Origin of the sequence: Streptomyces hygroscopicus (assembly GCF_026168105.1) — a bacterium.
In the GTDB taxonomy this organism is placed as follows: Bacteria; Actinomycetota; Actinomycetes; order Streptomycetales; family Streptomycetaceae; genus Streptomyces; species Streptomyces hygroscopicus_D.
This window is the reverse complement of sequence record NZ_LBMW01000018.1, coordinates 1-23,426: the sequence shown is the minus strand read 5'-3', so window position 1 is coordinate 23,426 and position 23,426 is coordinate 1. Positions and strand designations below refer to the sequence as shown.

General features: G+C 71.2%; 26 protein-coding genes and 1 pseudogene. 13 read left to right on the top strand and 14 right to left on the bottom strand.

The genetic code is table 11. The features are described 5' to 3' along the window. Positions 1-24 precede the first annotated feature (24 nt). Entirely contained in the window at positions 25-1,194 is a 1,170-nt protein-coding gene (tuf, locus tag AAW14_RS18675; protein ID WP_265565004.1) for an elongation factor Tu, read from the bottom strand. A 361-nt stretch (positions 1,195-1,555) separates the two neighbouring features. Between tuf and AAW14_RS18670 the strand changes: the two genes are divergently transcribed. Continuing rightward, the gene (locus AAW14_RS18670) at positions 1,556-2,353 is read left to right on the top strand and encodes a TVP38/TMEM64 family protein (protein ID WP_265565003.1); all 798 of its coding nucleotides are present in this window, start codon (positions 1,556-1,558) and stop codon (positions 2,351-2,353) included. A 4-nt stretch (positions 2,354-2,357) separates the two neighbouring features. On the opposite strand, the gene AAW14_RS18665 is transcribed toward AAW14_RS18670, so the two are convergent. Next, positions 2,358-3,527: a thiolase family protein gene (locus tag AAW14_RS18665; RefSeq protein WP_265565002.1), complete on the bottom strand. Its 1,170-nt coding sequence runs from the start codon at positions 3,525-3,527 to the stop codon at positions 2,358-2,360. A 114-nt stretch (positions 3,528-3,641) separates the two neighbouring features. Here AAW14_RS18665 and AAW14_RS18660 point away from each other — a divergent pair, with 114 nt between their 5' ends. Continuing rightward, positions 3,642-4,112 (top strand): winged helix-turn-helix transcriptional regulator, encoded by a 471-nt coding sequence (locus AAW14_RS18660; protein WP_265565001.1) that lies wholly within the window; start codon positions 3,642-3,644, stop codon positions 4,110-4,112. A 235-nt stretch (positions 4,113-4,347) separates the two neighbouring features. On the opposite strand, the gene AAW14_RS18655 is transcribed toward AAW14_RS18660, so the two are convergent. Next, positions 4,348-4,824: a carboxymuconolactone decarboxylase family protein gene (locus AAW14_RS18655; protein WP_265565000.1), complete on the bottom strand. Its 477-nt coding sequence runs from the start codon at positions 4,822-4,824 to the stop codon at positions 4,348-4,350. Between the two features lie 19 nt (positions 4,825-4,843). On the opposite strand from AAW14_RS18655, the pseudogene AAW14_RS18650 reads away from it, so the two are divergent. The 4 genes and pseudogenes from AAW14_RS18650 to lnt form a co-directional block, all read left to right on the top strand. Next, positions 4,844-5,095 (top strand): annotated as a pseudogene (locus AAW14_RS18650) (winged helix-turn-helix transcriptional regulator); the annotation flags it as partial. Positions 5,096-5,163: 68 nt separating this feature from the next. Then, entirely contained in the window at positions 5,164-5,343 is a 180-nt protein-coding gene (locus AAW14_RS18645) for a hypothetical protein (RefSeq protein ID WP_265564998.1), read from the top strand. A gap of 444 nt (positions 5,344-5,787) precedes the next feature. Next, positions 5,788-6,417, top strand: coding sequence for a nuclear transport factor 2 family protein (locus tag AAW14_RS18640; protein WP_265564997.1), 630 nt, complete (start codon positions 5,788-5,790; stop codon positions 6,415-6,417). An 89-nt stretch (positions 6,418-6,506) separates the two neighbouring features. Beyond that, positions 6,507-8,081, top strand: coding sequence for an apolipoprotein N-acyltransferase (gene lnt, locus AAW14_RS18635; RefSeq protein ID WP_265564996.1), 1,575 nt, complete (start codon positions 6,507-6,509; stop codon positions 8,079-8,081). On the opposite strand, the gene AAW14_RS18630 is transcribed toward lnt, so the two are convergent. Then, the gene (locus tag AAW14_RS18630; protein WP_265564995.1) at positions 7,999-8,910 is read right to left on the bottom strand and encodes a Gfo/Idh/MocA family protein; all 912 of its coding nucleotides are present in this window, start codon (positions 8,908-8,910) and stop codon (positions 7,999-8,001) included. The two genes, lnt and AAW14_RS18630, sit on opposite strands and share 83 nt — an antisense overlap. Before the next feature lie 200 nt (positions 8,911-9,110). Here AAW14_RS18630 and AAW14_RS18625 point away from each other — a divergent pair, with 200 nt between their 5' ends. Together AAW14_RS18625 and AAW14_RS18620 are read left to right on the top strand one after the other, a co-directional pair. Continuing rightward, on the top strand, positions 9,111-9,623 hold the full coding sequence (locus AAW14_RS18625; protein WP_265564994.1) for a DinB family protein: 513 nt from the start codon (positions 9,111-9,113) through the stop codon (positions 9,621-9,623). Between the two features lie 110 nt (positions 9,624-9,733). After that, entirely contained in the window at positions 9,734-10,219 is a 486-nt protein-coding gene (locus AAW14_RS18620) for a hypothetical protein (RefSeq protein ID WP_265564993.1), read from the top strand. 67 nt (positions 10,220-10,286) lie between these two features. Here AAW14_RS18620 and AAW14_RS18615 read toward each other — a convergent pair whose 3' ends face one another. From AAW14_RS18615 to AAW14_RS18585, 7 genes are all read right to left on the bottom strand, one after another. After that, positions 10,287-10,841: a hypothetical protein gene (locus AAW14_RS18615; RefSeq protein WP_265564992.1), complete on the bottom strand. Its 555-nt coding sequence runs from the start codon at positions 10,839-10,841 to the stop codon at positions 10,287-10,289. Positions 10,842-11,034: 193 nt separating this feature from the next. Further along, complete coding sequence (gene ung / locus AAW14_RS18610) at positions 11,035-11,718, bottom strand: uracil-DNA glycosylase (protein ID WP_265564991.1); 684 nt, start codon at positions 11,716-11,718, stop codon at positions 11,035-11,037. A gap of 90 nt (positions 11,719-11,808) precedes the next feature. Next, positions 11,809-13,389 carry an ABC transporter substrate-binding protein gene (locus tag AAW14_RS18605; RefSeq protein ID WP_265564990.1) on the bottom strand — a complete coding sequence of 527 codons (1,581 nt, stop codon included), beginning with the start codon at positions 13,387-13,389 and terminating at the stop codon, positions 11,809-11,811. 198 nt (positions 13,390-13,587) lie between these two features. Then, positions 13,588-14,343, bottom strand: coding sequence for an SDR family oxidoreductase (locus tag AAW14_RS18600; RefSeq protein ID WP_265564989.1), 756 nt, complete (start codon positions 14,341-14,343; stop codon positions 13,588-13,590). A gap of 18 nt (positions 14,344-14,361) precedes the next feature. Then, a complete protein-coding gene (gene fabG, locus AAW14_RS18595) occupies positions 14,362-15,123 on the bottom strand; it encodes a 3-oxoacyl-ACP reductase FabG (protein ID WP_265564988.1) in 762 nt (253 codons plus the stop codon). A gap of 161 nt (positions 15,124-15,284) precedes the next feature. Then, a complete protein-coding gene (locus tag AAW14_RS18590; protein WP_265564987.1) occupies positions 15,285-15,668 on the bottom strand; it encodes a DUF3037 domain-containing protein in 384 nt (127 codons plus the stop codon). A 50-nt stretch (positions 15,669-15,718) separates the two neighbouring features. Further along, positions 15,719-16,492, bottom strand: a complete 774-nt coding sequence (locus tag AAW14_RS18585) for a HipA family kinase (protein WP_265564986.1) — start codon at positions 16,490-16,492, stop codon at positions 15,719-15,721. A gap of 164 nt (positions 16,493-16,656) precedes the next feature. Here AAW14_RS18585 and AAW14_RS18580 point away from each other — a divergent pair, with 164 nt between their 5' ends. Next, positions 16,657-17,166: a Rieske (2Fe-2S) protein gene (locus AAW14_RS18580; protein ID WP_265564985.1), complete on the top strand. Its 510-nt coding sequence runs from the start codon at positions 16,657-16,659 to the stop codon at positions 17,164-17,166. Between the two features lie 9 nt (positions 17,167-17,175). Here AAW14_RS18580 and AAW14_RS18575 read toward each other — a convergent pair whose 3' ends face one another. Continuing rightward, the gene (locus tag AAW14_RS18575) at positions 17,176-17,826 is read right to left on the bottom strand and encodes a cysteine hydrolase (RefSeq protein WP_265564984.1); all 651 of its coding nucleotides are present in this window, start codon (positions 17,824-17,826) and stop codon (positions 17,176-17,178) included. Between the two features lie 135 nt (positions 17,827-17,961). Here AAW14_RS18575 and AAW14_RS18570 point away from each other — a divergent pair, with 135 nt between their 5' ends. Next, a complete protein-coding gene (locus AAW14_RS18570; RefSeq protein WP_265564983.1) occupies positions 17,962-18,429 on the top strand; it encodes a pyridoxamine 5'-phosphate oxidase family protein in 468 nt (155 codons plus the stop codon). A gap of 75 nt (positions 18,430-18,504) precedes the next feature. Here the strand turns inward: AAW14_RS18570 and AAW14_RS18565 are convergent, their stop codons facing one another. Then, positions 18,505-19,443, bottom strand: coding sequence for a LysR family transcriptional regulator (locus AAW14_RS18565; protein WP_265564982.1), 939 nt, complete (start codon positions 19,441-19,443; stop codon positions 18,505-18,507). Positions 19,444-19,517: 74 nt separating this feature from the next. Between AAW14_RS18565 and AAW14_RS18560 the strand changes: the two genes are divergently transcribed. Further along, complete coding sequence (locus AAW14_RS18560; protein WP_265564981.1) at positions 19,518-20,516, top strand: DMT family transporter; 999 nt, start codon at positions 19,518-19,520, stop codon at positions 20,514-20,516. Here AAW14_RS18560 and AAW14_RS18555 read toward each other — a convergent pair. Continuing rightward, entirely contained in the window at positions 20,513-21,844 is a 1,332-nt protein-coding gene (locus AAW14_RS18555) for an aminotransferase class I/II-fold pyridoxal phosphate-dependent enzyme (protein WP_265564980.1), read from the bottom strand. The genes AAW14_RS18560 and AAW14_RS18555 overlap by 4 nt on opposite strands. 35 nt (positions 21,845-21,879) lie before the next feature. Between AAW14_RS18555 and AAW14_RS18550 the strand changes: the two genes are divergently transcribed. Both AAW14_RS18550 and AAW14_RS18545 read left to right on the top strand, forming a co-directional pair. Next, positions 21,880-22,563: a pyridoxamine 5'-phosphate oxidase family protein gene (locus AAW14_RS18550; protein WP_265564979.1), complete on the top strand. Its 684-nt coding sequence runs from the start codon at positions 21,880-21,882 to the stop codon at positions 22,561-22,563. After that, entirely contained in the window at positions 22,563-23,195 is a 633-nt protein-coding gene (locus tag AAW14_RS18545; protein WP_265564978.1) for an FMN-binding negative transcriptional regulator, read from the top strand. Before AAW14_RS18550 ends, AAW14_RS18545 begins: the two co-directional genes overlap by 1 nt. Positions 23,196-23,426: the final 231 nt, after the last annotated feature.

The window sequence follows — 23,426 nt, the reverse complement described above, 5'->3', positions numbered from 1 at the left end:
GCCCCCCGGACCCTCCCGCAGCCGTCAGCCGACGGACGTCACGGTGCCCGCGCCGACGGTCCGGCCGCCTTCGCGGATCGCGAAGCCCAGGCCGGGCTCCAGCGGCACCTCGCGGCCCAGTTCCACCCTCATGGTCACCGTGTCACCGGGCCGGGCGACGGCCGTCCCGCCGAGGTCGACGTCGCCGACCACGTCCGCGGTGCGGATGTAGAACTGTGGCCGGTAGCCGGTCGAGACCGGGGTCGTACGGCCGCCCTCCCGCGTCGACAGCACGTACACCTGCGCCGAGAAGCGGCGGCTCGGCACGACGCTGCCGGGCGCGGCGACGATGTGCCCGCGGCGCACCGCGTCGCGCGGCACCCCGCGCAGCAGCAGCGCCACGTTGTCCCCGGCCTGCGCCTCCTCCATGGGCTTGCCGAAGGTCTCCAGACCGGTGACCACGGTCTCCAGGCCGGCGCCGAGCACCTCGACCCGGTCGCCGACGCGGATCGTGCCGCGCTCGACGGCGCCCGTGACGACCGTGCCGCGACCGGTGATCGTGAGCACGTTCTCAACAGGCAGCAGGAACGGCGCGTCCACGTACCGCTCGGGCATGGGCACATACGTGTCCACCGCGTCGAGCAGCGCGTCGATCGCCGCAGTCCAACGGGGCTCGCCCTCAAGGGCCTTGAGCCCGGAGACTCGTACCACAGGTACGGCGTCGCCCGGATAGCCCTGGGCGGTCAGCAGGTCGCGGACCTCCAGCTCAACGAGGTCGGTGAGCTCCTCGTCGCCCGCGTCGGCCTTGTTCAGCGCGACGACGATGTGGTCCACGCCCACCTGCCGGGCGAGCAGCACGTGTTCGGCGGTCTGCGGCATGATCCCGTCGAGCGCGGAGACGACGAGGATCGCCCCGTCGAGCTGCGCGGCACCTGTGACCATGTTCTTGACGTAGTCGGCATGGCCCGGCATGTCCACGTGCGCGTAGTGCCGGGTGTCGGTCTCGTACTCGACGTGCGCGATGTTGATGGTGATACCGCGCGCCGCCTCCTCCGGGGCCCGGTCGATCCGGTCGAAGGGGACGAACGTGCCGGTCCCCCGCTCGGCGAGGACCTTGGTGATAGCGGCGGTCAGAGTGGTCTTGCCGTGGTCGACGTGCCCCATCGTGCCGATGTTCAGGTGCGGTTTGGTGCGCACGTATGCCGTTTTGGACATGGCTGTACCTCGAAGCCTCTTCAGTGATGCCGAGTGACGGCCCCGGCGTCGGACGGTCCGACCGGGACGGGGACCCCAAGGACTTGCCGACCCTCCCCCTGCGGGGTCCGCCGGACAATCCGGGAAGGGTCAGCTTCGGGCGCCGTCGACGGCGGCCACGAGGACGGGAACGGCAGCCTTCGGCGCATCCGCGGCGGCGGATGCTGCGAGAACGAAGGCGTACCGGAACATGGCGTAGATCCTCGCCGAAGGGCCCGCCGACGTCGAATGGTTTTTCGTGCGGGGCCCGTTGCCCTGACGCCATGACCTCCGCGAGACGGACCATACGGCGATCACACACACCGTCGGCTACTGTCGCCGGATGCTCGATGCCACCACCCGCTCTGGGGGCACCGCCACGGCCTCTCCCCGGGCCGCCGTCACGGAGCTCGTCGCCGTCACGGAGCTCGTCGCCGCGCCGGCCGCTGCCGTCGTCGTACCGCTCGGGTTCACCGCCCGCTGCACGAGAGTGCTGTTGTCACCCTGGTCGCGGCTGTCCCTGCTCGTGCTCCTGCTCGCCGCGGCCGCCTGCTGTGTGCTGCAGTTCCAGCCGCAGAAGCTGCTGGAGCACGGCTGGCCGCCGCAGCTCGGGGGTGCCGCGGCGGCCGTCGTCTTCGCTGCGGCGTACGGGCTGTGCACGGTCGCGTTCGTGCCCCGCCCGCTGCTGAACGTCGCGGCGGGAGCCCTCTTCGGCTCGGCGCTGGGCACCGGCACGGCCCTCGCGGGCACGGTGGTGGGAGCCGGGATGGCATTCGGGCTCGGACGGGTGCTCGGGCAGGACGCGCTGCGCCCACTGCTGCGCGGACGCTGGCTGAAGGCGGCCGACGAGCAGCTCACCCGGCACGGCTTCCGAACGATGATGGCGGCCCGGCTGTTCCCGGCAGTGCCGTTCTGGGCGGCCAACTACTGCGCGGCCGTCTCCCGGATGCGCTGGGCGCCGTTCCTGCTCGCGACGGCGCTGGGCTCGGTTCCGAACACCGCTGCCTACGCCGTCGCCGGCGCCCGCGCCTCGAAGCCGACCTCGCCCGCCTTCCTGATCGCGATGGTGTTCATCGCGGTACCGGCGCTGGCCGGCGCGGTGGTGGCCTGGCGCAAGCGCCACCACCTGCGCGCGGTCTGACCGGTCAGACCACCTCGAGGATCATCGCGTTGGCGAGGCCGCCCGCCTCGCACATCGTCTGCAGACCGTAGCGCGCTCCCCGCGCGCGCAGCGCGTGCACCAGGGTGGTGGTCAGACGGGTGCCGCTGGCGCCCAGCGGATGGCCGACGGCGATGGCCCCGCCGTGGACGTTGACCTTGGCGAGGTCGGCGCCCGTCTCCTGCTGCCAGGCGAGCACGACGCTGGAGAAGGCCTCGTTCACCTCGAAGAGGTCGATGTCGTCGAGGGTCAACTGCGCCTTGCGCAGTACCTTTTCGGTAGCGGGGATGACACCCGTGAGCATCAGCAGGGGGTCGGAGCCGGTCACCGCGAAGCTGTGCAGCCGGCCGAGCGGGCGCAGGCCGAGGCGGGCCGCCGTCTCACTGGAGGTGATCAGCACGGCCGACGCCCCGTCGTTGATGGGGCTGGCGTTGCCCGCCGTGACGTTCCACTCGATCTGCGGGAAGCGCTCGGCGAAGGAGGGGTCGTGGTAGGCGGGCTTGAGCCCGGCCAGGATCTCGGTGGTGCTGGACGGACGTATGCACTCGTCACGCGTCAGGCCCTCCAGAGGAGCCGTCTCGGCGTCGAACAGGCCCGCGTCCCAGGCCGCTGCCGCCTTCCGGTGCGAGGACACGGCGAAGGCGTCCATCCGCTCGCGGGTGATGGACCACTTCGCGGCGATCAGCTCGGCGCTGACGCCCTGCGGCACCAGACCCTCCGGGTAGCGCTCGGCGACCTTGGGCCCGAAGGGGTCTTTGCCCGGAGGCACGTTCGACCACATCGGTACCCGGCTCATGGACTCCACGCCGCAGGCCACGACGATGTCGTACGCGCCCGAGAGCACGCCCTGCGCGGCGAAGTGCACCGCCTGTTGGGAGGAGCCGCACTGGCGGTCCACGGTGGTCGCGGGCACGGTCTCCGGGAAGCCTGCGGACAGCACGGCGTACCGGGTGGTGTTCATCGCCTGCTCGCCGACCTGGTCGACGGTGCCGCCGATGACGTCGTCGATGAGCGCCGGGTCGATGCCGGAGCGTTCGACGAGGGTGCGCAGCGTGTGCGCGAGGAGCTCCACAGGGTGGACATGGGCGAGGGCGCCGTTCGGCCTGCCCTTGCCGACCGGGGTGCGTACGGCTTCGACGATCACGGCGTCGCGCATTGGTGCGGCCTCCTTGCCCGGCGGGTGCCGGTGGGCGATTACCAGTGAGTAGGAAATCCGGACCCACCATAGCTCTATGAGTTGGAAAATCCAACTCTCGCCTAGACTGGAGGCATGGCCGCCTCCAAAGACCCGCGCCCCTGCTCGATCGCCGACACCCTCGCCCTGGTCGGTGAGAAGTACTCCCTGCTCGTCCTGCGCGAGGTGTGCCTCGGCAACGGACGGTTCGACCAGCTCGTGCGCAACATCGGAGCGCCGCGCGACATCCTGGCCACGCGGCTGAAGCGTCTGGTGGAGGCGGGGATCCTGGCGAAGAAGATGTACAGCGAGCGGCCGCAGCGCTTCGAGTACAGGCCCACGGCGGCGGGCCTGGAACTGGAGTCGGTCCTGATGACCCTCATGGCGTGGGGCGACCGCCATCTCCGGAGGGATGACGATCGCCCCATGGTGATCGAGCACAACTGCGGCAAACCACTGCTCCCGGTCGTCACCTGCTCCGTCTGCGGCGACGAGGTCCGCCACGAGGACCTGACGGCACATCCGCAGGCGCCCGGCTGGACGGTCTCCGGTCCGGCCGCCCCGTAGGCCCGCCCACGAGGTCCCCCCGGCAGACGTCCAGGTCGGCGCTCAGGACCGCGACGCGGGATTGACGTCGTGCACCTCGATGCGGCTGCAGGCCCTTGTGCAACCGGTGATCTTTGGGCCGGCGGTCCGTGACGATGTCCCCGGCGCGTGAGGCGGTCGCCGTGAGCATGCACGATGCACAAGGTGCCGATCGTCATACGGACGCCTCCTCACCGTGCGCCGGTGAGCCGAGTCCTCACGCAGCCGAGTCGGCGGGCTCGTCCCAGCCTTCGGGCAAGGCGCGGGCCCACGGCTCCGGCCCTATCTCGAGCCCGTTCGCTACGTACGCGATCGTGCGGTACCAGCCGGCCAGCACCAGCGGTTCAAGCGCTTCGCGTTCGTCGAGGTGGGCGCGGAGACGGGCCCAGGTGTCGTCGCCCAGCCGTGCGGTGGCGTGGAGTTCGTCGACGGCACGCACCAGGGCCGCCCGCCGGGGTGACCAGGCGGGGTCGTCGGCGGAGCCGGTCGCGGTGAGAGCGGCCTGCTCCGGGGTGAGTCCGGCGACTTCCGCGTACGTGGCCATGTGGACGCCCCACTCGTACGCGCACCCGCAGCGTGCGGTGACCCTGGCGATCACAAGTTCGCGATCGGCGTGGTCCAGCCGACCGCGGACGAGCAGTCCTGCTCCCAACGTCCGTATGCGGGAGGCGAGTTCGGGATGACGTTCCAGCACCTACGGCTTCCGCGAACTCCGGCGCCTCTGCGACGGAATGTCCTCCATCGTCCTGTCGGCCCGCCTCACGGAACTCCGCACGGCCGGACTGGCGACCTCCGGCCCCGACTCGGCCTGGCGCCTGACCCCTCTGGGCGACGACCTGGTCACCGCGGTGCAGCCGCTCCTGGCCTGGTCCCACGCCTGGGCCGAACACCGGACGGCCGGACCGGAGGCGGCGTCGACCCCGGCGACGGAATCCACCAACTCCCCTCCGCAGAACCGATCGTGACCAACCACATACCGTGGGCGTAGCCATGCGGTAGCGCACCGTCAGCCCTTGCCCCTAGGCTTGTCCGCATGTCCCCCGATGTCATGAGCCCTGGTTCCACGCGCTCTGCCGACGACTTAAACGAGCGGATCCGCGCGCTGTGGCTGCGCGCGGGCGGCACTCTGTCGGCCCAGGAGCGCACGGAGTACGAGCTGCTGGTCGTGGAGTGGGCGGCCGCGATACGCAGCGAGGTCATCGAGGCGGCCTGAGGACGAGCCTCGGCACAGCCGACGCGGGCCGGGGAGCCGCCACGCGGCTGTGCGGTCGCGGTCGCCAACAGCCGTCCCGGCCGGGGGCGGCGTGGTTGACCGGGGCGTCGTGACCGGTCAGCGCCGCGGATCGGTCTCCAGTTCCGGGGCAGGGCCGCGGCCGATCCACCGCTCGGCGGAGCCACCGCGGGACCAGGTCGCCGGTGACGTTGCTCGCGTCCGAAGAGCCACTCGGCGCCCTCGGGCCGGGACGTGGCCTGCCCCGCGTACGCGTCCCGCCCGCCGTCGCCGGCGGGACACCTGACGCTCCCCCACCGTACGTACGGCCACCGCTCGGGGCGCCACCGCGCACCGCCTCCGCCCCGCACGGCCGGATGACCCGCCCGGCCCGAAATTCCCCGCACGCCCCTTGGCTGTGCCACCCCCGTACCCAACACTGAGCCGATGACCCAGCGCGTGGAGCTCGCGACCGTGATGGACCGGCTGGCCGTCGACGGACTCGTCACCGAGTACGCGGTGGCCGTGGACGACGGGGACTGGGAGGCGTACCGCGGGCTGTTCACGGCGGACGGGCGCGCCGACTACCGGTCGGCCGGAGGTATCGAGGGCGATGCCGGGCAGGTCGCCGGGTGGCTGGAACAGACCATGCGGCTGTTTCCGATGCGCCAGCATCTGATCGTCAACCGGCGCGTGCGGTTCGGTGTCCTGGAGCAGGACGTCGGTGACACGGCCTGGCTCCGGGCCGACTACATCAACCCCATGCGATGGGCGGGACCGGACGGCGATCCCGCTGCGGCCTCCGCCCCGTCCAGTCCTTCCGGTCCTTCCGGTCCTTCCGGTCCTTCCAGTCCTTCCGGTCCTTCCAGTCCTTCCGGTCCTCTCGATCCTTCCAGTCCTTCCGGGCCTCCCGGTCCTTCCGGTCCAGCCCGAACGTCCGAGCCCGACTTCGTCTGCGGCGGCCGGTACGCCTTCGCGTTCCTGCGCACGTACGAGGGCTGGCGGCTGTGCGAGGTGGTGGTCGAGGAGAAGTGGCGCCGCACTCCCCCACCACGCCGTGCGAGTCCGACCGCCTGAGCAGCCCCCGCCGCACTCCCGCACGCCCCCTGTCGAAGATCCTCTCCGGCGCGCACACTGGTGACATGCCCTGGGGAGGGAGGCGCCGAATGAGGATGACCGGCAACTGGCTCACCTCCCGCTGGCGGCGCGGTACCGCCGCCGTGCTCGCGGGCGCGCTGCCGATGGTGGCCTTCCCGGCGCCGTCCCTGTGGTGGTTCGCCTATGTGGCCCTGGTCCCGTGGATCCTGCTCGCCCGCTCCGCGCCGACCGCACGGCAGGCTGCGTACGATGGCTGGCTCGGCGGGTTCGGCTTCATGACGGCCGTGCACCACTGGCTGATCCCGAGTCTGAACGTGTTCACATTCGTCATAGCGGCGCTGCTCGGCGCGCTGTGGGCACCCTGGGGTCTGCTGGTGCGGCGCTTCCTGGCGGGCGTGCCCTCGCCGGGCCGGCTCGGCGCCGCTCTCGTGGTGCTGCCCTCGGGCTGGCTGATGGTCGAGCTGGTGCGCTCCTGGCAGGGTCTGGGCGGTCCCTGGGGGCTGCTCGGGTCGAGCCAGTGGCAGGTGCAGCCCGCGCTGCGGCTCGCCTCGGTCGGCGGGGTGTGGCTGCTGAGCTTCCTGGTCGTGACCGTGAACGTCGCCCTGGCCCTGCTCGTGTCGGTGCGCGCATCACGCCTCCCGGCCCTGGCCGGGCTCGTCGCCACGGCCGCCGCGACGTCGGCGGCCTGGTTCTGGTCGCCCAGCCCCGCTCTCGACGGGCGGGTGCGGATCGCGGTCGTCCAGCCAGGGATCGTCGGCGGCGCGGACAGCGCCGCCGAGCGCTTCGACCGCGAGGAACAGCTGACCCGCGAGCTGGCCGGGCGGGACGTCGACCTGGTCGTGTGGGGCGAGAGCAGCGTCGGATTCGACCTCGCACACCGCCCTGACCTGGCCGGCCGGATCGCGGCGCTCTCGCGGCGGGTGAAGGCCGACATCCTCGTCAACGTCGACGCCCGCCGCTCCGACCACCCCGGCATCTACAAGAGCTCGGTGCTCGTCGGCCCCCAGGGCCCGACCGGCGACCGTTACGACAAGATGCGGCTCGTCCCGTTCGGCGAGTACATACCGGCGCGGTCCGTGCTCGGCTGGGCCACCTCGGTCGGCAGGGCGGCCGGCGAGGACCGGGGGCGCGGCACCGAGCAGGTGGTCATGAACGTCGGGCACGGACTGCGTGTCGGCCCGATGGTCTGCTTCGAGTCCGCTTTCCCGGACATGAGCCGCCACCTCGCGGAGAAGGGCGCCGAGGTGCTGCTCGCCCAGTCGGCGACGTCGACGTTCCAGCACAGCTGGGCGCCGGAGCAGCACGCCTCGCTGGCCGCGCTGCGCGCTGCGGAGACCGGCCGTCCGATGGTGCACGCCACTCTGACCGGCGTCTCGGCCGTCTACGGCCCGAGCGGCGAGCGCGTCGGCTCCTGGCTGGGCACCCACGAAAGCGCATCGGCGGTGTACGACGTCCCGCTCGCGCACGGCGTCACCCCGTACGTCCGCTACGGCGACTGGCCGGTGCACGCGGCACTGCTGGCGCTCGCGGGGCTGTGCGCGGCCGAGGGTTTCCGGGCCGTCAGAGCGCGACGGGCGGCTCCTGCACCGCAGCCACCACCCGCTCGCACAGTTGGTGAGTCGCCAGTGCGTCACGGGCGCTGAGGACCTTGCCGGCGCGGACGGCGTCGAGGAAGGCGAGCGCGGCCTGCTCGACGCCGCGCTGCCGGGCCACCGACACCCAGTCCCCGCGCCGTCGCACGGTCGGCTGACCCTTGTGGTCGATGACCTCCGCGAGGTTGCACACCTGCCGCTTGGTGTCCTGCCCCGAGACCTCCAGGATCTCCTCCGCCGAACCGCTCAGCCGGTTCATCACGCCGAGCGCGGTGAATCCGTCACCGGCCAGCTGGAGCACCACATGGTGCAGCAGACCGTCCTCGACTCGGGCCCGCACGGTCACGTCGTCGACCGGCCCCGGCACCAGGAACCGCAGGGTGTCCACGACGTGGATGAAGTCGTCGAGGATCATCGTGCGCGGTTCCTCGGGCAGTCCGATGCGGTTCTTCTGCATCAGGATCAGCTCGCGGGGATGGTCGGCGCACTGCACATATCCGGGGGCGTAGCGCCGGTTGAAGCCCACCATGAGGCTCACGTCCCTCTCCTCCGCGAGCCGCACCAGCCGTTCGGACTCGTTGAGTTCGTAGGCGAGGGGTTTGTCGACGTACGTCGACACGCCCGCCTCCAGGAGCCGCGTCACGATCTCGGGGTGAGCGGTGGTGGGAGCATGCACGAACGCCGCGTCGAGGCCCTGGGCGAGCAGCGCGTCCAGGCCGACGTGCCGCTGCTCCTGCGGAAGGTGCAGGCTGTCGGCGACGCGGTGGAGAGTTGCGGGCGTCCGCGTCTGAAGGTGCAGTTCGAGGCCCGGCTGCGTCGCGAGCACCGGTAGATAGGCCTTCTGCGCGATGTCGCCCAGTCCGATGCAGCCGACCTTCACGGGTGTCTCCCTAGGGATTGCCGACAGGGCCCTCTTCGGAAGCATACGGCGTCCCCGATCTCGACCTCACTCCAGCGCGGGGCCCCACCCGGGGGCCCGCCGGGGGCCCGCCGGTCGGCGACGTCGTCGGATTCCCGCAGGAAGAGCGCGGGTGCCGGAAATGTGTTGGTGGAGGAACGGGAGTCGGGAAGGATGCGAGCATGACAGTCCCACGCCGTGAACCCGCCCAGAACGCCGATGAACGCACCATGCTGGAGGGCTGGCTCGACTACCACCGCCAGACGCTCGCATGGAAGTGCGAAGGCCTCACCGACGCCCAGCTCAGAACCGCCTCGGTACCTCCGTCCGAGCTCTCCCTGATGGGACTCGTACGGCATATGGCGGAGGTGGAGCGGGGCTGGTTCCGCAAGGTGCTCGTCGGTGAGGATCCGGGGCCGATCTACTACAGCGACGAGGACCGCGACGGCGAGTTCCACCTCACCGAGGCCGACACCTGGCAGGAGGCGTACGCCACCTGGCAGGCAGAGATCGAGATCGCCCGGCGCCACGCCTCCGCCTTCGGACTGGACGACCTCTCCAAGGGGCCCAGCAGGTTCTCGGAGGAACCCTTCAGCCTGCGCTGGATCTACACCCACATGATCGAGGAGTACGCGCGCCACAACGGTCACGCCGACCTGATCCGCGAGCGCGTCGACGGGGCCACCGGGGACTGACGCGCCCGACGCGGGCGGTGCCCTCCGTAGGAGTCAGGAGATCACTCGTGCGGGGCATCCTCCGCCTGTCCGCTCCCCCAAAGCGAGCCGGACCCAGCAGAGTTGCGCGGGTGCAGCGAACGACGACCACCGCAACGCTCCTGGTCACCGTGGCCGTCTCGGCCCTCACCGGCTGTGTGACCGTCCAGCGACCGGCCGTGCCGGGCCCACCGTCCTCGACCCCCTCGGCACTGCGCCCCGACGGCAGCGCACAACCGCGGGTCGTCCAGGCCCCGGCACGGGAGGCGCTGGAGATGGTCCAGTCCTCCGCCGAACCCTCGCCGACCGTCGCCACCCCGCACCGCCCGCCCCGCACGGCACCCGGTGTCCAACCGGCCGCCACCCCGGCCCGCCCCGTCGCCCACGCGCACGACCGGCAGGCCCACCCACGGACCCACCCGATGCGGGCCCGCCCGGGGACGCGGATCGAGGTACCCCCGGCCGTCGCCGAGGCGTTCCCCAGGAACGGGGAGCTGTGCGCGCTCGGCCGCACATACGGAGGGTGGCGGCCGGACAGCCCCGAGGCGGTCATCTGCAGGAGCACCTACGGGCGTTGAGCCCGCAGTGCCCGTACGGAGACCTCGGCGGGAACGTGGAAAGGCCGTACCGACGTTCCCGGGCCCCCTACGGCCGTCTCGGCGGCCCCAGGGTCTCTCCGCCGGGACCCTCCGTGGGCCCCGCCTCGGGGACACCGCCGCCCGGCCACTCCTCCGCGAGCCGCCGCTCCAGGCGTCCGATCGCCGCCCTGATGCCGTCGCCGTAGCCGTCGTCGCCGAGGACGCCGGCCGCACCACGGGCCCGTCGCAGATGGACACCGGCGGCCTCGGAACGGCCGAGCTTCACATAGTCCGTGGCCAGGTTCAGGTGGAGCGAGGGGTACAAGGCGCGCATCGCGAGCGCTCCCTCGTGCCCGGCGAGCCGCTCGTCCTTGAGTTCCTCTGCGGCGGACAGGGCCCGCAGGTCCCAGGCGAGCTCGTCGGCCGGGTCGTTCTGCGTGTCCGCCAGGTAGTGCGCCAGCGTGCAGCGGTGCACCGGGTCGCCGTCCTCGCCGATCTCCGCCCACAGGCGCAGGAAGCGGTCCCGGGCCTCCTCACGGTCGCCGCCGTGGTGCAGCATCACGACCTGTCCGATCCGGGTCATGAGGGCGTCCGGCGCCTCCTGCTCCTGTCGCTTCGCCACCGTGTCCTCCACGCTCGTCGCCCTCCCCCACACTCGGCTGCTCGAGCGGGGACCCCCGTCCACGACGCTAACCGCCCCCAGTGGCGATCGCGGTCAGGCGGCTCCGTGGACACGCCGGGCCAAGACGGTGACGGCACGAGACGGCCGGTGACCGGTGGGCGGGGCCGGACCACGGTCCGGCCCCGCCCCGGCTTCATCCGAGGTTCGGAATCGTCCAGTCGATCGGCTCGTGCCCCTGCCGGGCGACGGCCTCGTCGATCTGTGTGAACGGGCGCGAGCCGAAGAACTTCTTCGCGGACAGCGGCGAGGGGTGGGCACCCTTGACGACGACGTGCCGGGTGTCGTCGATCAGGGGCAGCTTCTTCTGCGCGTAGTTGCCCCACAGCACGAACACCGCCGGGTCCGGCCGCTCCGCGACGGCACGGATGACCGCGTCCGTGAACTTCTCCCAGCCCTTGCCCTTGTGCGAGTTGGCCTCGCCTGCGCGCACCGTCAGCACCGCGTTGAGCAGCAGCACGCCCTGCCGGGCCCACGGCATGAGGTAGCCGTTGTCCGGGATCGGTGTGCCCAGCTCCTCCTGCATCTCCTTGTAGATGTTCCGCAGGGAGGGCGGGGTCTTGACGCCCGGCCGCACAGAGAAGCACAGGCCGTGTCCCTGGCCCTCGCCGTGGTACGGGTCCTGGCCGAGGATGAGCACCTTCACCTGCTCGTACGGCGTGGCGTCGAGCGCGGCGAAGACCTCCTCACGCGGAGGGTAGACGGGACCCTTGGCGCGCTCGCCCTCGACGAACTCCGTGAGCTCCTTGAAATAGGGCTGCTGCAGTTCGTCGCCCAGAACGCCCCGCCAGGACTCCGGCAGCATGGCGATGTCGGTCACCTCAAGTTCCTCCGATGTGCGGTCACTTCCAGGTCTCAGAACCTACAGGCGACCACTGACAACGGGCTCCTGAATCCCTCGTCGACCGGTCTACCAGCTGGTCTTGCGGGACAGCTCCCACATCGTCATGATCGTCGACGGGTCCAGCGCCCGCTCGCCGCCGGCGATGTCCTCGTTCGCCGCGATGAACTGCTTGCCCTGCCACAGCGGCAGCAGCCGGGCATCGTCGACGAGGATCTGCTGGGCCTGTTCGAACTCCTGGACCACATTGCCGCGGTCGCTCTGGCGCCGGGACTCCGGCAGCAGGACTCCGGTGATCTTCGGCGCCGGATAGGGCGTACCCAGCGAGTTCTGCTGGCCGACGAAGGGCGCGATGTAGTTGTCGGGGTCCGGGAAGTCGGGGAACCATCCGCGGCCGAAGACCGGGTACTGGCTCTTCTGGTAGCCCTCCACATACGTCTTCCAGGGGCGGCTCTCGAGGGTGACCTGGAAGAGGCCGGAGGCCTCGAGCTGACGCTTGATCTCCCGGAACTCCGGAGCGGTCTCGGAGCCGTAGCGGTCGGTGGTGTACCAGAGGGTCAGCGGGACGCGCTGGGTGATGCCCGCGTCGGAGAGGATCTTGCGGGCCTTGGCGGTGCTCGGGTCCCCGAATTCGTCGAAGAAGCCCGTGGTGTGCCCGGTCAGGCCCGCCGGGACCATGGAGTAGAGCGGTTCGACGGTGTCCTTGTAGACGTTGTGGGCGATCGCCGCCCGGTCCACGACCTGGGCCAGGGCCTTGCGGACAGCGATCTTGCCGGCCCACGGGTCCTTCGGGTTGAAGACCAGGTAGCTGATCTCTATGCCCGGGTTCTCCACGAGCTGGATGCCGTTGTTGGACTCGTGGCGCTGGAGGGAGACGATGTCGGAGGCGGCCAGCCCGCGGTAGGTGAGGTCGATCTTCCGGCTCTTGAGCGCGTCCACCATGCTGGTGGAGTCCTGGAAGTAGCGGATGGTGACCGCGTTGTTGCTCAGCTTGGCGAAGCCCTGGTACCGGCCGTTCTCTACGAGCTGGGCCTCCTTGCCCTCCTGGTAGGACTTCAGCGTGTACGGTCCGGACCCGGTGGTCCCGCCGTCCTTGCGCACCGTCGTGGCGGGGTAGTCGGCCGGGTCGACGATCGACATGGCGGGCGTGGCCAGGACGAACGGGAAAGTGGCGTCCGGCTCCTTCAGGTGGAAGTCGACCTCGAGGTCGCCCTTGGTCTCGACCTGGTCGAGGCTGCCCAGCAGACCCGCCGGGCCGCCGGGCACGTTGATCCGTCTGATCCGGTCGATGGAGTACTTCACGGACCGGGCGTCGAGCTTGTCGCCGTTGGAGAACGCCAGGCCGCCGCGCAGGACGCACCGGTACGTCAGGTTGGTGCTGTCGGTGAAGGCGCACTTCTTGGCGGCGTCGGGCGCCGGCTGGCTCGCGCCCTGGGGGTAGTTCAGCAGGGTCTGGTACACGTTGCGGAACAGCTCCCAGGAGCTGTCCCAGGAGGCGGCCGGATCCAGCGTGCTCGGGGAGCTGGTGGTGCCCACCACGATGGGTCCCTTGCTGCCGGAGGAATCCGTGGACAGGATCCCGCATCCGGCCACGAGCGATATGGACGCGATCGTCGCCAGCTGACGCACGCCTCGGTTCCGGTTGAACACGCGTTGCTCCTCGAGCTACCACACCAGGGGTCGGCCGACCATACCGCAGAGCCCCGCCGGGTTCACCGTGCTCCGGCGGGGCATGTGACCAGCACGTTATGACGACGTTGTCATCCCCGTACGTGACCGCTTCTCGAGGACACGGGCGCGGATTCTGTCAATGGTTCGAGGCGATCCGCGCCCGTGTCGAGATGTCCGTCAGCCGACCCCCGTGTTCAGGAAGACGCCGCCGTCGACGACGAGCGTCTGTCCGGTGATCCAGTCGGACTGATCCGACGTCAGGAACGCGGCCGCGCCGCCGATGTCGGAGGGCAGGCCGAGCCGGCCGAGCGGGTAGGCCGCGGCGGCCTCCGCCTCCCGGCCCTCGTACAGGGCCTGCGCGAACTTGGTCTTCACCACGGCCGGCGCGATCGAGTTGACCCGCACCCTGGGCGCGAACTCGTGCGCGAGCTGCAGGGTCAGGTTGATCATGGCGGCCTTGCTGATGCCGTACGCGCCTATGAACGGTGAGGCGGAGACACCGGCCACGGAGGCGATGTTGACGATGGCGCCGCCGTTCTCGCTCTGCCAGGCCTTCCAGGTCTGCTGCGCGAAGCCGAGCGCCGAGACGACGTTCGTCTCGAACACCTTGCGCGCCACGTTCAGGTCGAGTTCGGCGATCGGGCCGAACACCGGATTCGTACCGGCGTTGTTGACCAGGAAGTCGACGCGGCCGAAGGCCTCCATGGTGCGCTCCACGGCGATGGCCTGGTGGGCCTCGTCGTGCGCCTTGCCCGCGACGCCGATGACGCGGTCGGCGCCGAGCTTCTCGACGGCCTCCTTCAGGGCGTCCTCGTTGCGTCCGGTGATGCAGACGCGGTCGCCGCGCGCGATGAGCGCCTCGGCGATGCCGTAGCCGATACCGCGGCTGGCGCCCGTGACCAGGGCGACCTTGCCGGAGAGTTCCGAAGTCATGTTCTGCTGCCCCCGGCCCTAGTCGAGCGGTCCGCCGGCGACGTACAGCACCTGACCGGAGACGAATCCGGCCGCCTCGCCCGTGAAGAAGGCGATCGCGTTGGCGATGTCGTCCGGCTCGCCGACGCGCTGCACGGGGATCTGGGTGGCGGCCACGGCCTTGAAGTCCTCGAAGCCCATGCCGACGCGGTCGGCGGTGGCCTTGGTCATCTCGGTGGCGATGAAGCCGGGGGCGACGGCGTTGGCGGTGATGCCGAACTTGCCGAGTTCCTTGGCCAGGGTCTTGGTGAAGCCCTGCAGGCCGGCCTTGGCTGCGGAGTAGTTCACCTGGCCGCGGTTGCCGAGCGCGGAGGACGAGGAGAGGTTGACGATACGGCCGAAGCCCGCGTCCACCATGTGCTTCTGCACCGCGCGCGACATCAGGAAGGCACCACGCAGATGCACGTTCATGACCGTGTCCCAGTCCGAGACGCTCATCTTGAACAACAGGTTGTCACGGAGGACACCCGCGTTGTTGACGAGGATCGTGGGCGCGCCCAGTTCCTCGGCGATACGCGCGACGGCCGCCTCGACCTGCGCCTCGTCCGAGACGTCGCAGCCGACAGCGATCGCCTGGCCGCCGGCGGCGGTGATCTTCTCCACGGTGTCCTTGCACGCGGACTCGTCGAGGTCGATCACCGCGACGGCACGGCCCTCGGCGGCCAGTCGTACGGCGGTGGCGGCGCCAATGCCGCGCGCACCGCCGGTGACGACGGCCACCCGCTGCTCAGTGGTGGACATTGCTGGTTCTCCTCGCCCTTGGAAAGCCTGGAACACCTTCGGAAAGTCTGCGGCTCTCACGGTACGCCCCACGGGTGAGCGACCGCTTAGTACCTTCAGCAGACGTGACGCTAGAAGCCCTGGCACCCGGTGTCAACGGCACGCCCGGTGCGTGTGATCCATTACCTCACCAGGAGGTCCAGCAACCGCTCCGTCTCGGCCGCAGGGTCGGCGGTCAGCCCGGTGTGCACCGGCCCGGGCTGGACGACCGTCGAGCGGGGCGCGATCAGCCAGCGGAAGCGCCGCCCCGCGTCGTCGTGCGCCGCCTGCCCGGCCGCCGCGCCCCCCGCGCACACGCCCTCGACGGCGCGGAGCGCGGCGCGGACGCCTGCCACGTCCGCACCCGGGTCCAGCGCCAGCAGCTTCCCCTCGTCGAGGTGCGTCCGAGCCGCGACGAACGACTTGGCGCGGCAGTAGACCAGCACGCCCGCGTTGATGCACTCGCCGCGCTCCACCCGCGGCACCACCCGCAGCAGGGCGTACTCGAAGACGTCCCGCTCGCTCACCTGTCCTGCCGAGCTCGCCTGTCCTGCCGAGCTCACCTGTCCTGCCGAGCTCACTTGTCCCCCCGAAGGCTCTCGATGCCCCGGATGCGTTCATGGATGAAGGCGGCGCGGGCGAGCAGCGGTCGCGCATAGGCCCGGCGCAGCGCGTCCGGGGTGTCGAAGCCCGGTTCGCCTGTCAGCCACTCGTCCGGGACCGCGGCGGTCACCTCGGCCAGCAGTTCCTCGGTGACGAGCGGGGCCAGTTCGGCGGCGGCACCCGCCACGTCGGGTGCGAAGGGGGCAAGAGCGTGGTCGGAGGCGTCGTAGGGCCTCAGCGCGGAGGCCTCGGCGCCGGGCCAGTTGTGGTGCCAGATCATGGTGGCGCCGTGGTCGATGAGCCACAGGTCGCCATGCCACACGAGCAGGTTGGGGTTGCGCCAGGAGCGGTCGACATTGCCCACAAGAGCGTCGAACCAGACGATGCGCCCGGCCTCCTCGCAGCCGACCTCGAAGGCCAGCGGGTCGAAGCCGATCGCGCGGCTGAGGAAGTCCATGCCGAGGTTGAGTCCGCCGCTCGCCTTGAGCAGTTCCTGCACCTCCTGGTCGGGCTCGCCAAGGCCCAGCACCGGGTCGAGGCCGATCGTCACCAGGCCGGGCACCCGCAGGCCGAGCCGGCGGCCCAGTTCACCGCAGACGATCTCGGCGACGAGCGTCTTGCGGCCCTGTCCGGCGCCGGTGAACTTCATCACGTAGGTCCCGAGGTCGTCCGCCTCCACGAGCCCCGGCAGCGAACCGCCCTCACGCAGCGGCGTGATGTAACGGGTCGCGATGACTTCCTTGAGCATCGCCCCAGGCTACTGGGGAGTTCGGGCCGCCCGGACACGGACCGCGCACGGCTTGCGGCCCGCGGATCCCGAACGGGTCAAGATGTCGACACCGTCTGAACGTCCGCCCCCCTGGAGCCGTACCACCGTGCAGATCGACGACATCCGTGGAAGGGAACGTCAGCATGACCAGCGAATCGCTTCAGCCCGCTCCGGCACCAGCCCGCCGCACGGTCGTGGCGGCGGTCGGCGCGACCGGGCTCGCCGTCGCGCTGACCGCGTGCGGGGGCTCGGACAACAAGTCGTCGTCGGGCTCCTCAGACATGCAGAACGGCAGCTCCGCGAGCACCGGTGCCAGCACCGGCACCGGCGGCACGGGCGGCGGCAACGCCTCGGGCGGCTCCGGCGGCAAGGTGCTGGCGAAGACCTCCGACATCCCCCAGGGCGGCGGCAAGGTCTTTGCCGACCAGGGCGTGGTGGTGACCCAGCCGACGGCGGGCGAGTTCAAGGCGTTCTCCTCCAAGTGCACCCACCAGGGCTGCGCGGTGAAGGGCATCGCGAACGGCGTGATCACCTGCCCGTGTCACAACAGCCACTTCTCCGCGACCGACGGCAGTGTGAAGAAGGGCCCGGCGACACAGCCCTTGCCCCCCGCGAAGATCACCGTGGCCGGGGGGGAGATCACGCTCGCGTGACCCCTGCCTTCAGGCCCGCGCCGCCCGGCGTTGCGGCTTGAGGCAGGCCAGGACCTCGTCCGTGGCCGCGACCGTGGCGACCAGCGCGAGGGTGTTGCGGATCATCGCGGGGGTGTAGTCGGAGGGCACCCCCGCGATGGCATCCGCGGGCACGACGGCGGTGTAGCCGCGGTTGACGGCGTCGAACACCGCGTTGGGGATCGCCACGTTCGCCGAGACGCCGGTGACGATCAGGGTGCGGCAGCCCAGGTTGCGGAGCAGCGCGTCGACCTCGGTGCCGGCCAGGGGCGACAGCCCGTGCAGCCGGCGTACGACGAGGTCCTCCTCCGCCACCTCGACGGGCGGCGCGACGCGCACCGCCGCGGTGCCGGACAGCTGCTGGAGCGGGAGCCGTTCGGCGGCGCGGAAGAGGCGGGCGTTGCGGTTCGCGCCCCGGCCGTCCGGGCGGCGCTCGGCAATCGCGTGGATCACCTGCACCCCGCCCTCGTGCGCGGCGGCGACCAGCCGGGCCACGTTGGCGAGCGCGCCCGACGAGCGTGCCTGTACGGCGAGTTCGGGCAGCGCGCTGTCCGGCCCCACGACGCCCTGCTGGCACTCCACGGTGAGCAGCACCGTGGTCCGGGGTTGCAGGAGTTCACTGAGCTGTTCGTACGACGGCATGGCTCCCCCTGACGTCGACGGCCGGAACCGGCGAGAGTAGCGACCATTGCGGGCGGACGGAAGGCACCCCATTCTTTTCTGACGTGATGTCAGAGATTCTCTCTGACACGACGTGGGAGAAGAAGAGGGGGACGCATGACCGACACTCAGCGCCGGGGCCGGAAGATCATGATGACGCCCGGCGAGCTGGATGACTTCCTCACCGCTCAGCGCACCTGCCGGGTGGCGACCGTGTCGGCCGACGGCGCCCCGCACGTGAGCACCCTGTGGTTCGCGTGGGACGGCATCTCGCTCTGGCTGTACTCCGTCGTGCGCAGCAAGCGCTGGACCGAACTGCGCCGCGATCCGCGGATCGCCGTCGTTGTCGACACGGGCGAGGAGTACGAACAGCTGCGCGGTGCCGAGCTGTCCGGGACGGTGGAGTTCGTGGGCGAGATCCCCCGCACCGGAGAGCTGTGCGCCGAACTCGACATTCCGGAGACGCTGTTCGCGCGCAAGAACTTCGGCCTGGAGGAGATGCCGCACGACGGCAGCCACGCATGGCTGCGGCTGACACCGAAGAAGATCGTCTCCTGGGACTTCCGCAAGCTGGGCTCGTTGTAGCCCGGCCGAGACCGCCTGACTCGCCGTTGACCCGGCCGAGACCGCCTGCCCGGCCGGCGGCGTCGCCGTCGCCCTTCACCCGGCCGAGACCGCCTGACTCGCCGTTGACCCGGCCGAGACCGCCTGCCCGGCCGCCCGCAGCGCCTCCACCGCCGCCCGGATCGACGGCCGGCGGTCGGCGTCCGCCCGCCACACCACGTAGACGTGCCGCCGCACGCGCTGTCGCACCGGGACGGTCACCACTCCGGGCGGCATGGGATCGCGCCCGAGCAGCGGTGCGACGCAGACGCCGAGCCCGGCGGCCACCAACCCCAGCTGGGTGTGCGTCTCGGCGGCGCGGTGGCCGATACGCGGCTCCACGCCCTTGGAGCGCAGAGTGAACATGAGCCACTCGTGGCAGAACTCGCCCTCGCCCCAGGTGATCCACTCGTCTTCGGCGAACTCCCCCAGGTCGACCTCCGTCCGGTCGGCGAGCCGGTGCCCCACCGGCATCGCCACATCCGCGGGATCGTCGAGGATCGCCGCCTTGACCAGGCCCTCGGGCAGCGGCATCGGCTTGTTGTACCAGTCGAGGACGATCGCGAGATCGAGGTCGCCGCGCACCACACCGGCGACCCCGGCCTCGGGTTCCAGCTCGCTCGAGCGCAGCCGGAGTGCGGGATGCCTGGCGCGCAGGTCCGCCAGCGCGGTCGGGAACAGTCCGCGGGCGGCGGTCGGGAAGGCCGACAGGCGCAGCTCACCGGCCACCTGTCCGCGCTGTGCCTCCAGGTCGGCCTGGGCGAGTTCGACCTGCGACAGGATCCGCGCCGCGTGATCGGCGAGCAGACGGCCGGCGTCCGTGAGCCGTACCCCCCGCCCGTTCTTGGCCAGCAGCCGCTGCCCCACTTCCCGCTCCAGCTTGGCCATCTGCTGGGAGACGGCCGAGGTCGTGACGTGCAGCCCCTCGGCCGCGCCGCTGACCGAGCCGTGCCGGGCGAGGGCGTCGAGGGTGCGCAGTCGCTCCAGGTTCATCATGTAAGCAATGCTACGAGGTATCATGCGCGAAATCTCGATTGTGCTACGAGATCGACTGCGCCAGAGTTACGCCCATGAGCACCGTCGCCACCCGTCGAACCGCCCCCGCCGCCCCTTCCACAGGCCGCCGCAGGGCCGCCCTCGACTGGCGGATCCGATTCGGCGTCCTCTGCCTGATCTGGGGCTTCAGCTTCCTGCTCATCAAGGTCGCCACCGAGGCGTACGCACCGTTCCAGGTCACGCTCGGCCGACTGGCGTTCGGTACGGCGGTGCTTGCGGCGGCGCTGGGCGTCAAGCGCGAGCGGCTGCCGCGGGGAGCCCGCACCTGGGGCCATCTGACGGTCGCCGCATTCCTCCTCAACGCGCTGCCGTTCTCGCTCTTCGCCTACTCGGAGCTGACGATCCCGTCCACGCTCGCCGGTATCTGCAACGCCACCTCGCCCCTGTGGGGCATGACCCTGTCCCTGGTGGCGCTCTCCGAGGACCGGCCGACCCGGCGCCGGGTCGCCGGTCTCGGCATCGGCTTCCTGGGGGTACTGACGGTGCTCGGTGCCTGGCAGGGCTTCCACGGCCTGAATCCGGCGGGTACGGCGATGGCGCTGCTGGCCTCGCTCAGCTACCCGGTGGGCTGGATCTACGTTCGCCGCACCCTGGCGGGGTCAGGCCACTCCCATCTGTCGCTGACCGGAGCCCAGTTGCTGCTGGCCACCGTCCAACTTGCCCTGGTCACCCCGCTGTTCACCACCGTGCCCAGCCGCTTCCCGGTGCTGCCACTGCTCGCCGTCGCGGCCCTGGGCGTCCTGGGCACCGGACTCGCCGTCCTGATCCAGTACGGGCTGGTCGCCGAGGTCGGCCCCACGACGGCACAAATGGTCACGTACTTCATCCCGGTCATCGCCACCGCGGCGGGCGTCGCGATCCTCGGTGAGTCGCTGACCTGGTCGACCCCGCTCGGCGCGGTGATCGTGCTGGCGGGCGCGGCACTGACGCAGGCCAGGCCCAAGGCGGGCCCCCGGAACCAGGCGGTGCCCGACACCTCCCGCCGGGCGCGCGAAGTGTCGGACACCACCTAGACGTAGCTGCGGGCAGGGGCCGGGCCGAGGGCGGCGGCGACCGCGTCCGCCAGCGGGCCGGTCTCCTTCGGGGCCAGCGTCGAGACCGTGATCCTGATGCCGGGCGGCGCGCTCAACCGGAACCTGGCACCTGGCGCGACGGCCCAGCCCGCGTGCAGCAGCCGCGCGACCGCTCCGGTCTCGTCCGGCACGGGAACCCACACGTTCATGCCGCTGCGACCGTGCGCCGTGACACCGCGCTCCGCGAGCGCGCCGATCAACGCGTCACGGCGCTCCCCGTACGCCGCCGCCACCGCCCGCGCGTCCACCGCGCCGTCGGCCCACAGCCGCGCCACGGCCCGCTGCAGAATCCGGCTCACCCACCCGGGCCCCAGCCGCTGCCGCCCCCGGACCCGGTCGACGGTGACGGTGTCCCCGGTGAGCACGGCGAGGCGCAGGTCGGGCCCGTACGCCTTGGCGACCGAGCGCACGAAGGCCCAGTGGCGGGTCACCCCGGCGAGGGGGTGGAGCGGCACATCGACGATCCCGTGAGCGTGATCGTCCTCGATGAGCAGGGTTCCGGGATGCTCCCGCAGCACGGCGCGCAGGGCCCCCGCACGTGCGGCGCTCACCGCGGCGCCGGTGGGGTTCTGGGCCCGGTCCGTGACGATCAGTGCGCGCGCCCCCGCTTCCAGCGCAGCGCGTACGCCCTCCGGCAGCGGGCCTTCGTCGTCGACACCGACCGGAACCGTGCGCAATCCGAGCGCGGGAACGAGGTCCAGGGTCCTGCCCCATCCGGGGTCCTCGACGGCAACCGCGTCCCCGGGCTTGAGGTGGGCCAACAGGACGCGCTCGACGGCGTCGAGTGATCCGGAGACGACGGCGAGCGGCCCGTCCGGCACCCCGGCGGCGTTCAGGCCGGCCCGCGCGATGCGCGCCAGCTCCGGTTCCACGGCGACATCTCCGTACAGCACCGGCTCGAGGTCCACCTGTGCGGTGGCCTCCGTGAACGCCCGTGCCAGCGGCGGCAGCAGCGCCGGATCCGGATTGCCGCTCGACACGTCGCGCACGCCCTCGGGAACGTCCACGCGGATGTGATCCCGACCGGTGGTGGCCGGCGCGGACCGCACCCGGCTGCCCCGGCGCCCGGCGGTCTCGATGACTCCGCGTTCTCGCAGGGTGCGGTACGCGGCCGCGACGGTGTTGGGATTCACACCCAGCTCGACCGCCAACTCCCGCATGGGCGGCAGCAGTTGGCCAGGCTCCAGGTCCCCGGCGCCCACCGCGCGCTCGACGCTCGCCGCAATCTCTGCTGCGCGCCGCCCCTCGATCCGATATTCTCCTAGCACAAAGCAGATTATGCACTAGTGCAATGGAGAGGTCAATGCAGGGGACCCAGCAGCCGACGTCGCCGCCCGCCGTCTACTCACCGACCGACCGGACCGTCCCCACGCGCTCCGCGCAACGGGCGTCGTACGACAGGGAACTGGTGCACGCGATACTCGACGAGGGGTATGTCTGCCACCTCGGCTTCGTCCGCGACGGCGCGCCGGTCGTGCTGCCCACGCTCTACGGCCGGGTCGGCGAGCTGCTCTACGTCCACGGCTCGACGGGCTCGCGCCCGCTGCGGATGACGGGCGAGGCCGACCCGGGGCTCGCGGTCTGCCTGACGGTGACGCACGTCGACGGTCTGGTCCTGGCGCGCTCGGCCTTCCACCACTCGATCAACTACCGATCGGTGGTGGTGCACGGCATCGCCCACCAGGTCACCGACCCCGAGGAGAAGCTGACGGCCCTGGACGCGCTGGTCGACCACGTCGTGCCGGGCCGCTCGAGCGACTCCCGTCCCGCCAACAAGAAGGAACTGGCCGCCACCGCCGTGATCCGCCTCGACCTGGACGAGGTCTCGGCCAAGCTGCGCACCGGCGGGGTGGACGACGAGCCCGAGGACCTCGCTCTTCCCCACTGGGCCGGCGTGATCCCCGTCCGCAGGGAGTACGGCGCCCCGCTCGCCGACGCGGATCTCGCGCCCGGAATCGCGCTGCCGGACTATCTGACGGCCCTGTGATGCTGGTCCACCCCTGGGACGCACCGCACGACGACACCGAGTGGCAGCGCTGGCTCGCCGCCCATGACTTCGGGCAGCTCGCCGTGAACGGACTGGCGGGCGAACCACCGTACGTCCAGCCCCTCCACTTCGCGTACGACGCGGACCGCGGCGAAGCGGTGGGGCACCTGGCCCGCCCGAATCCGCTGTGGGCCGCGCTGGAAGCGAACCCGGACGTGCTGCTGAGCGTGGTCGACGACCATGTGTACGTGCCCGGGCCCTGGAAGGCGGCGTCGGACGTGCCGCCCGAGAACGGAGTTCCCACCAGCTTCTACGCGGCGGTCCAGCTCCGGTGCACGGCCCACATCGTGGACGATCCGGCCAGGAAGGCGGATCTGCTCAATCGCCAGATGGGCCATTTCCAGCCGGACGGCGGCTCCGCACGCGCGGCGGCGGGCGAGGCGCCGTACGGCCGCATGCTGCCCGGCATCCGCGGCCTGCGGCTCGAAGTGACCGGTGTGCGTGCGAAGTTCAAGTACGCGGGCAATCAACCGGAGGAGGTCCAGGACCGCATCGCGGCCGGGCTGGGGGAACGGGGCGGTCCGGGCGACGCGGCCGCGCGCGAGCACCTGCTGCGCAGGCGCGGGGCGTAGGACGCGCGGGGCGTGAGCGGCAGGTGGGGGCTTGCTTCGGGCCCCACACCTGTCGGTCGGGCCATCGGCCGGGCCCCGCGACCAGGCGGCGCCGCCGGACGTGAGGCGGCGTGCCGGATCGGCCTTCCGGGTTCGCCCCAGGCGGCCGGGGACGGAGCAAGGAGTGCCTCCCACCGCATGATCAGCACCTAACTTGATCTTTAACATCCGGTGTCGAATGGTGCGTCGAAC

Bases quoted from the DNA above. Each gene is read 5' to 3' on its own strand.
- tuf (WP_265565004.1), bottom strand. From the start codon at position 1,194: ATGTCCAAAACGGCATACGTGCGCACCAAACCGCACCTGAACATCGGC.
- AAW14_RS18670 (WP_265565003.1), top strand. From the start codon at position 1,556: ATGCTCGATGCCACCACCCGCTCTGGGGGCACCGCCACGGCCTCTCCC.
- AAW14_RS18665 (WP_265565002.1), bottom strand. From the start codon at position 3,527: ATGCGCGACGCCGTGATCGTCGAAGCCGTACGCACCCCGGTCGGCAAG.
- AAW14_RS18660 (WP_265565001.1), top strand. From the start codon at position 3,642: ATGGCCGCCTCCAAAGACCCGCGCCCCTGCTCGATCGCCGACACCCTC.
- AAW14_RS18645 (WP_265564998.1), top strand. From the start codon at position 5,164: ATGTCCCCCGATGTCATGAGCCCTGGTTCCACGCGCTCTGCCGACGAC.
- AAW14_RS18640 (WP_265564997.1), top strand. From the start codon at position 5,788: ATGACCCAGCGCGTGGAGCTCGCGACCGTGATGGACCGGCTGGCCGTC.
- lnt (WP_265564996.1), top strand. From the start codon at position 6,507: ATGAGGATGACCGGCAACTGGCTCACCTCCCGCTGGCGGCGCGGTACC.
- AAW14_RS18625 (WP_265564994.1), top strand. From the start codon at position 9,111: ATGACAGTCCCACGCCGTGAACCCGCCCAGAACGCCGATGAACGCACC.
- AAW14_RS18600 (WP_265564989.1), bottom strand. From the start codon at position 14,343: ATGACTTCGGAACTCTCCGGCAAGGTCGCCCTGGTCACGGGCGCCAGC.
- fabG (WP_265564988.1), bottom strand. From the start codon at position 15,123: ATGTCCACCACTGAGCAGCGGGTGGCCGTCGTCACCGGCGGTGCGCGC.
- AAW14_RS18585 (WP_265564986.1), bottom strand. From the start codon at position 16,492: ATGCTCAAGGAAGTCATCGCGACCCGTTACATCACGCCGCTGCGTGAG.
- AAW14_RS18580 (WP_265564985.1), top strand. From the start codon at position 16,657: ATGACCAGCGAATCGCTTCAGCCCGCTCCGGCACCAGCCCGCCGCACG.
- AAW14_RS18575 (WP_265564984.1), bottom strand. From the start codon at position 17,826: ATGCCGTCGTACGAACAGCTCAGTGAACTCCTGCAACCCCGGACCACG.
- AAW14_RS18570 (WP_265564983.1), top strand. From the start codon at position 17,962: ATGACCGACACTCAGCGCCGGGGCCGGAAGATCATGATGACGCCCGGC.
- AAW14_RS18565 (WP_265564982.1), bottom strand. From the start codon at position 19,443: ATGATGAACCTGGAGCGACTGCGCACCCTCGACGCCCTCGCCCGGCAC.
- AAW14_RS18560 (WP_265564981.1), top strand. From the start codon at position 19,518: ATGAGCACCGTCGCCACCCGTCGAACCGCCCCCGCCGCCCCTTCCACA.
- AAW14_RS18550 (WP_265564979.1), top strand. From the start codon at position 21,880: ATGCAGGGGACCCAGCAGCCGACGTCGCCGCCCGCCGTCTACTCACCG.
- AAW14_RS18545 (WP_265564978.1), top strand. From the start codon at position 22,563: ATGCTGGTCCACCCCTGGGACGCACCGCACGACGACACCGAGTGGCAG.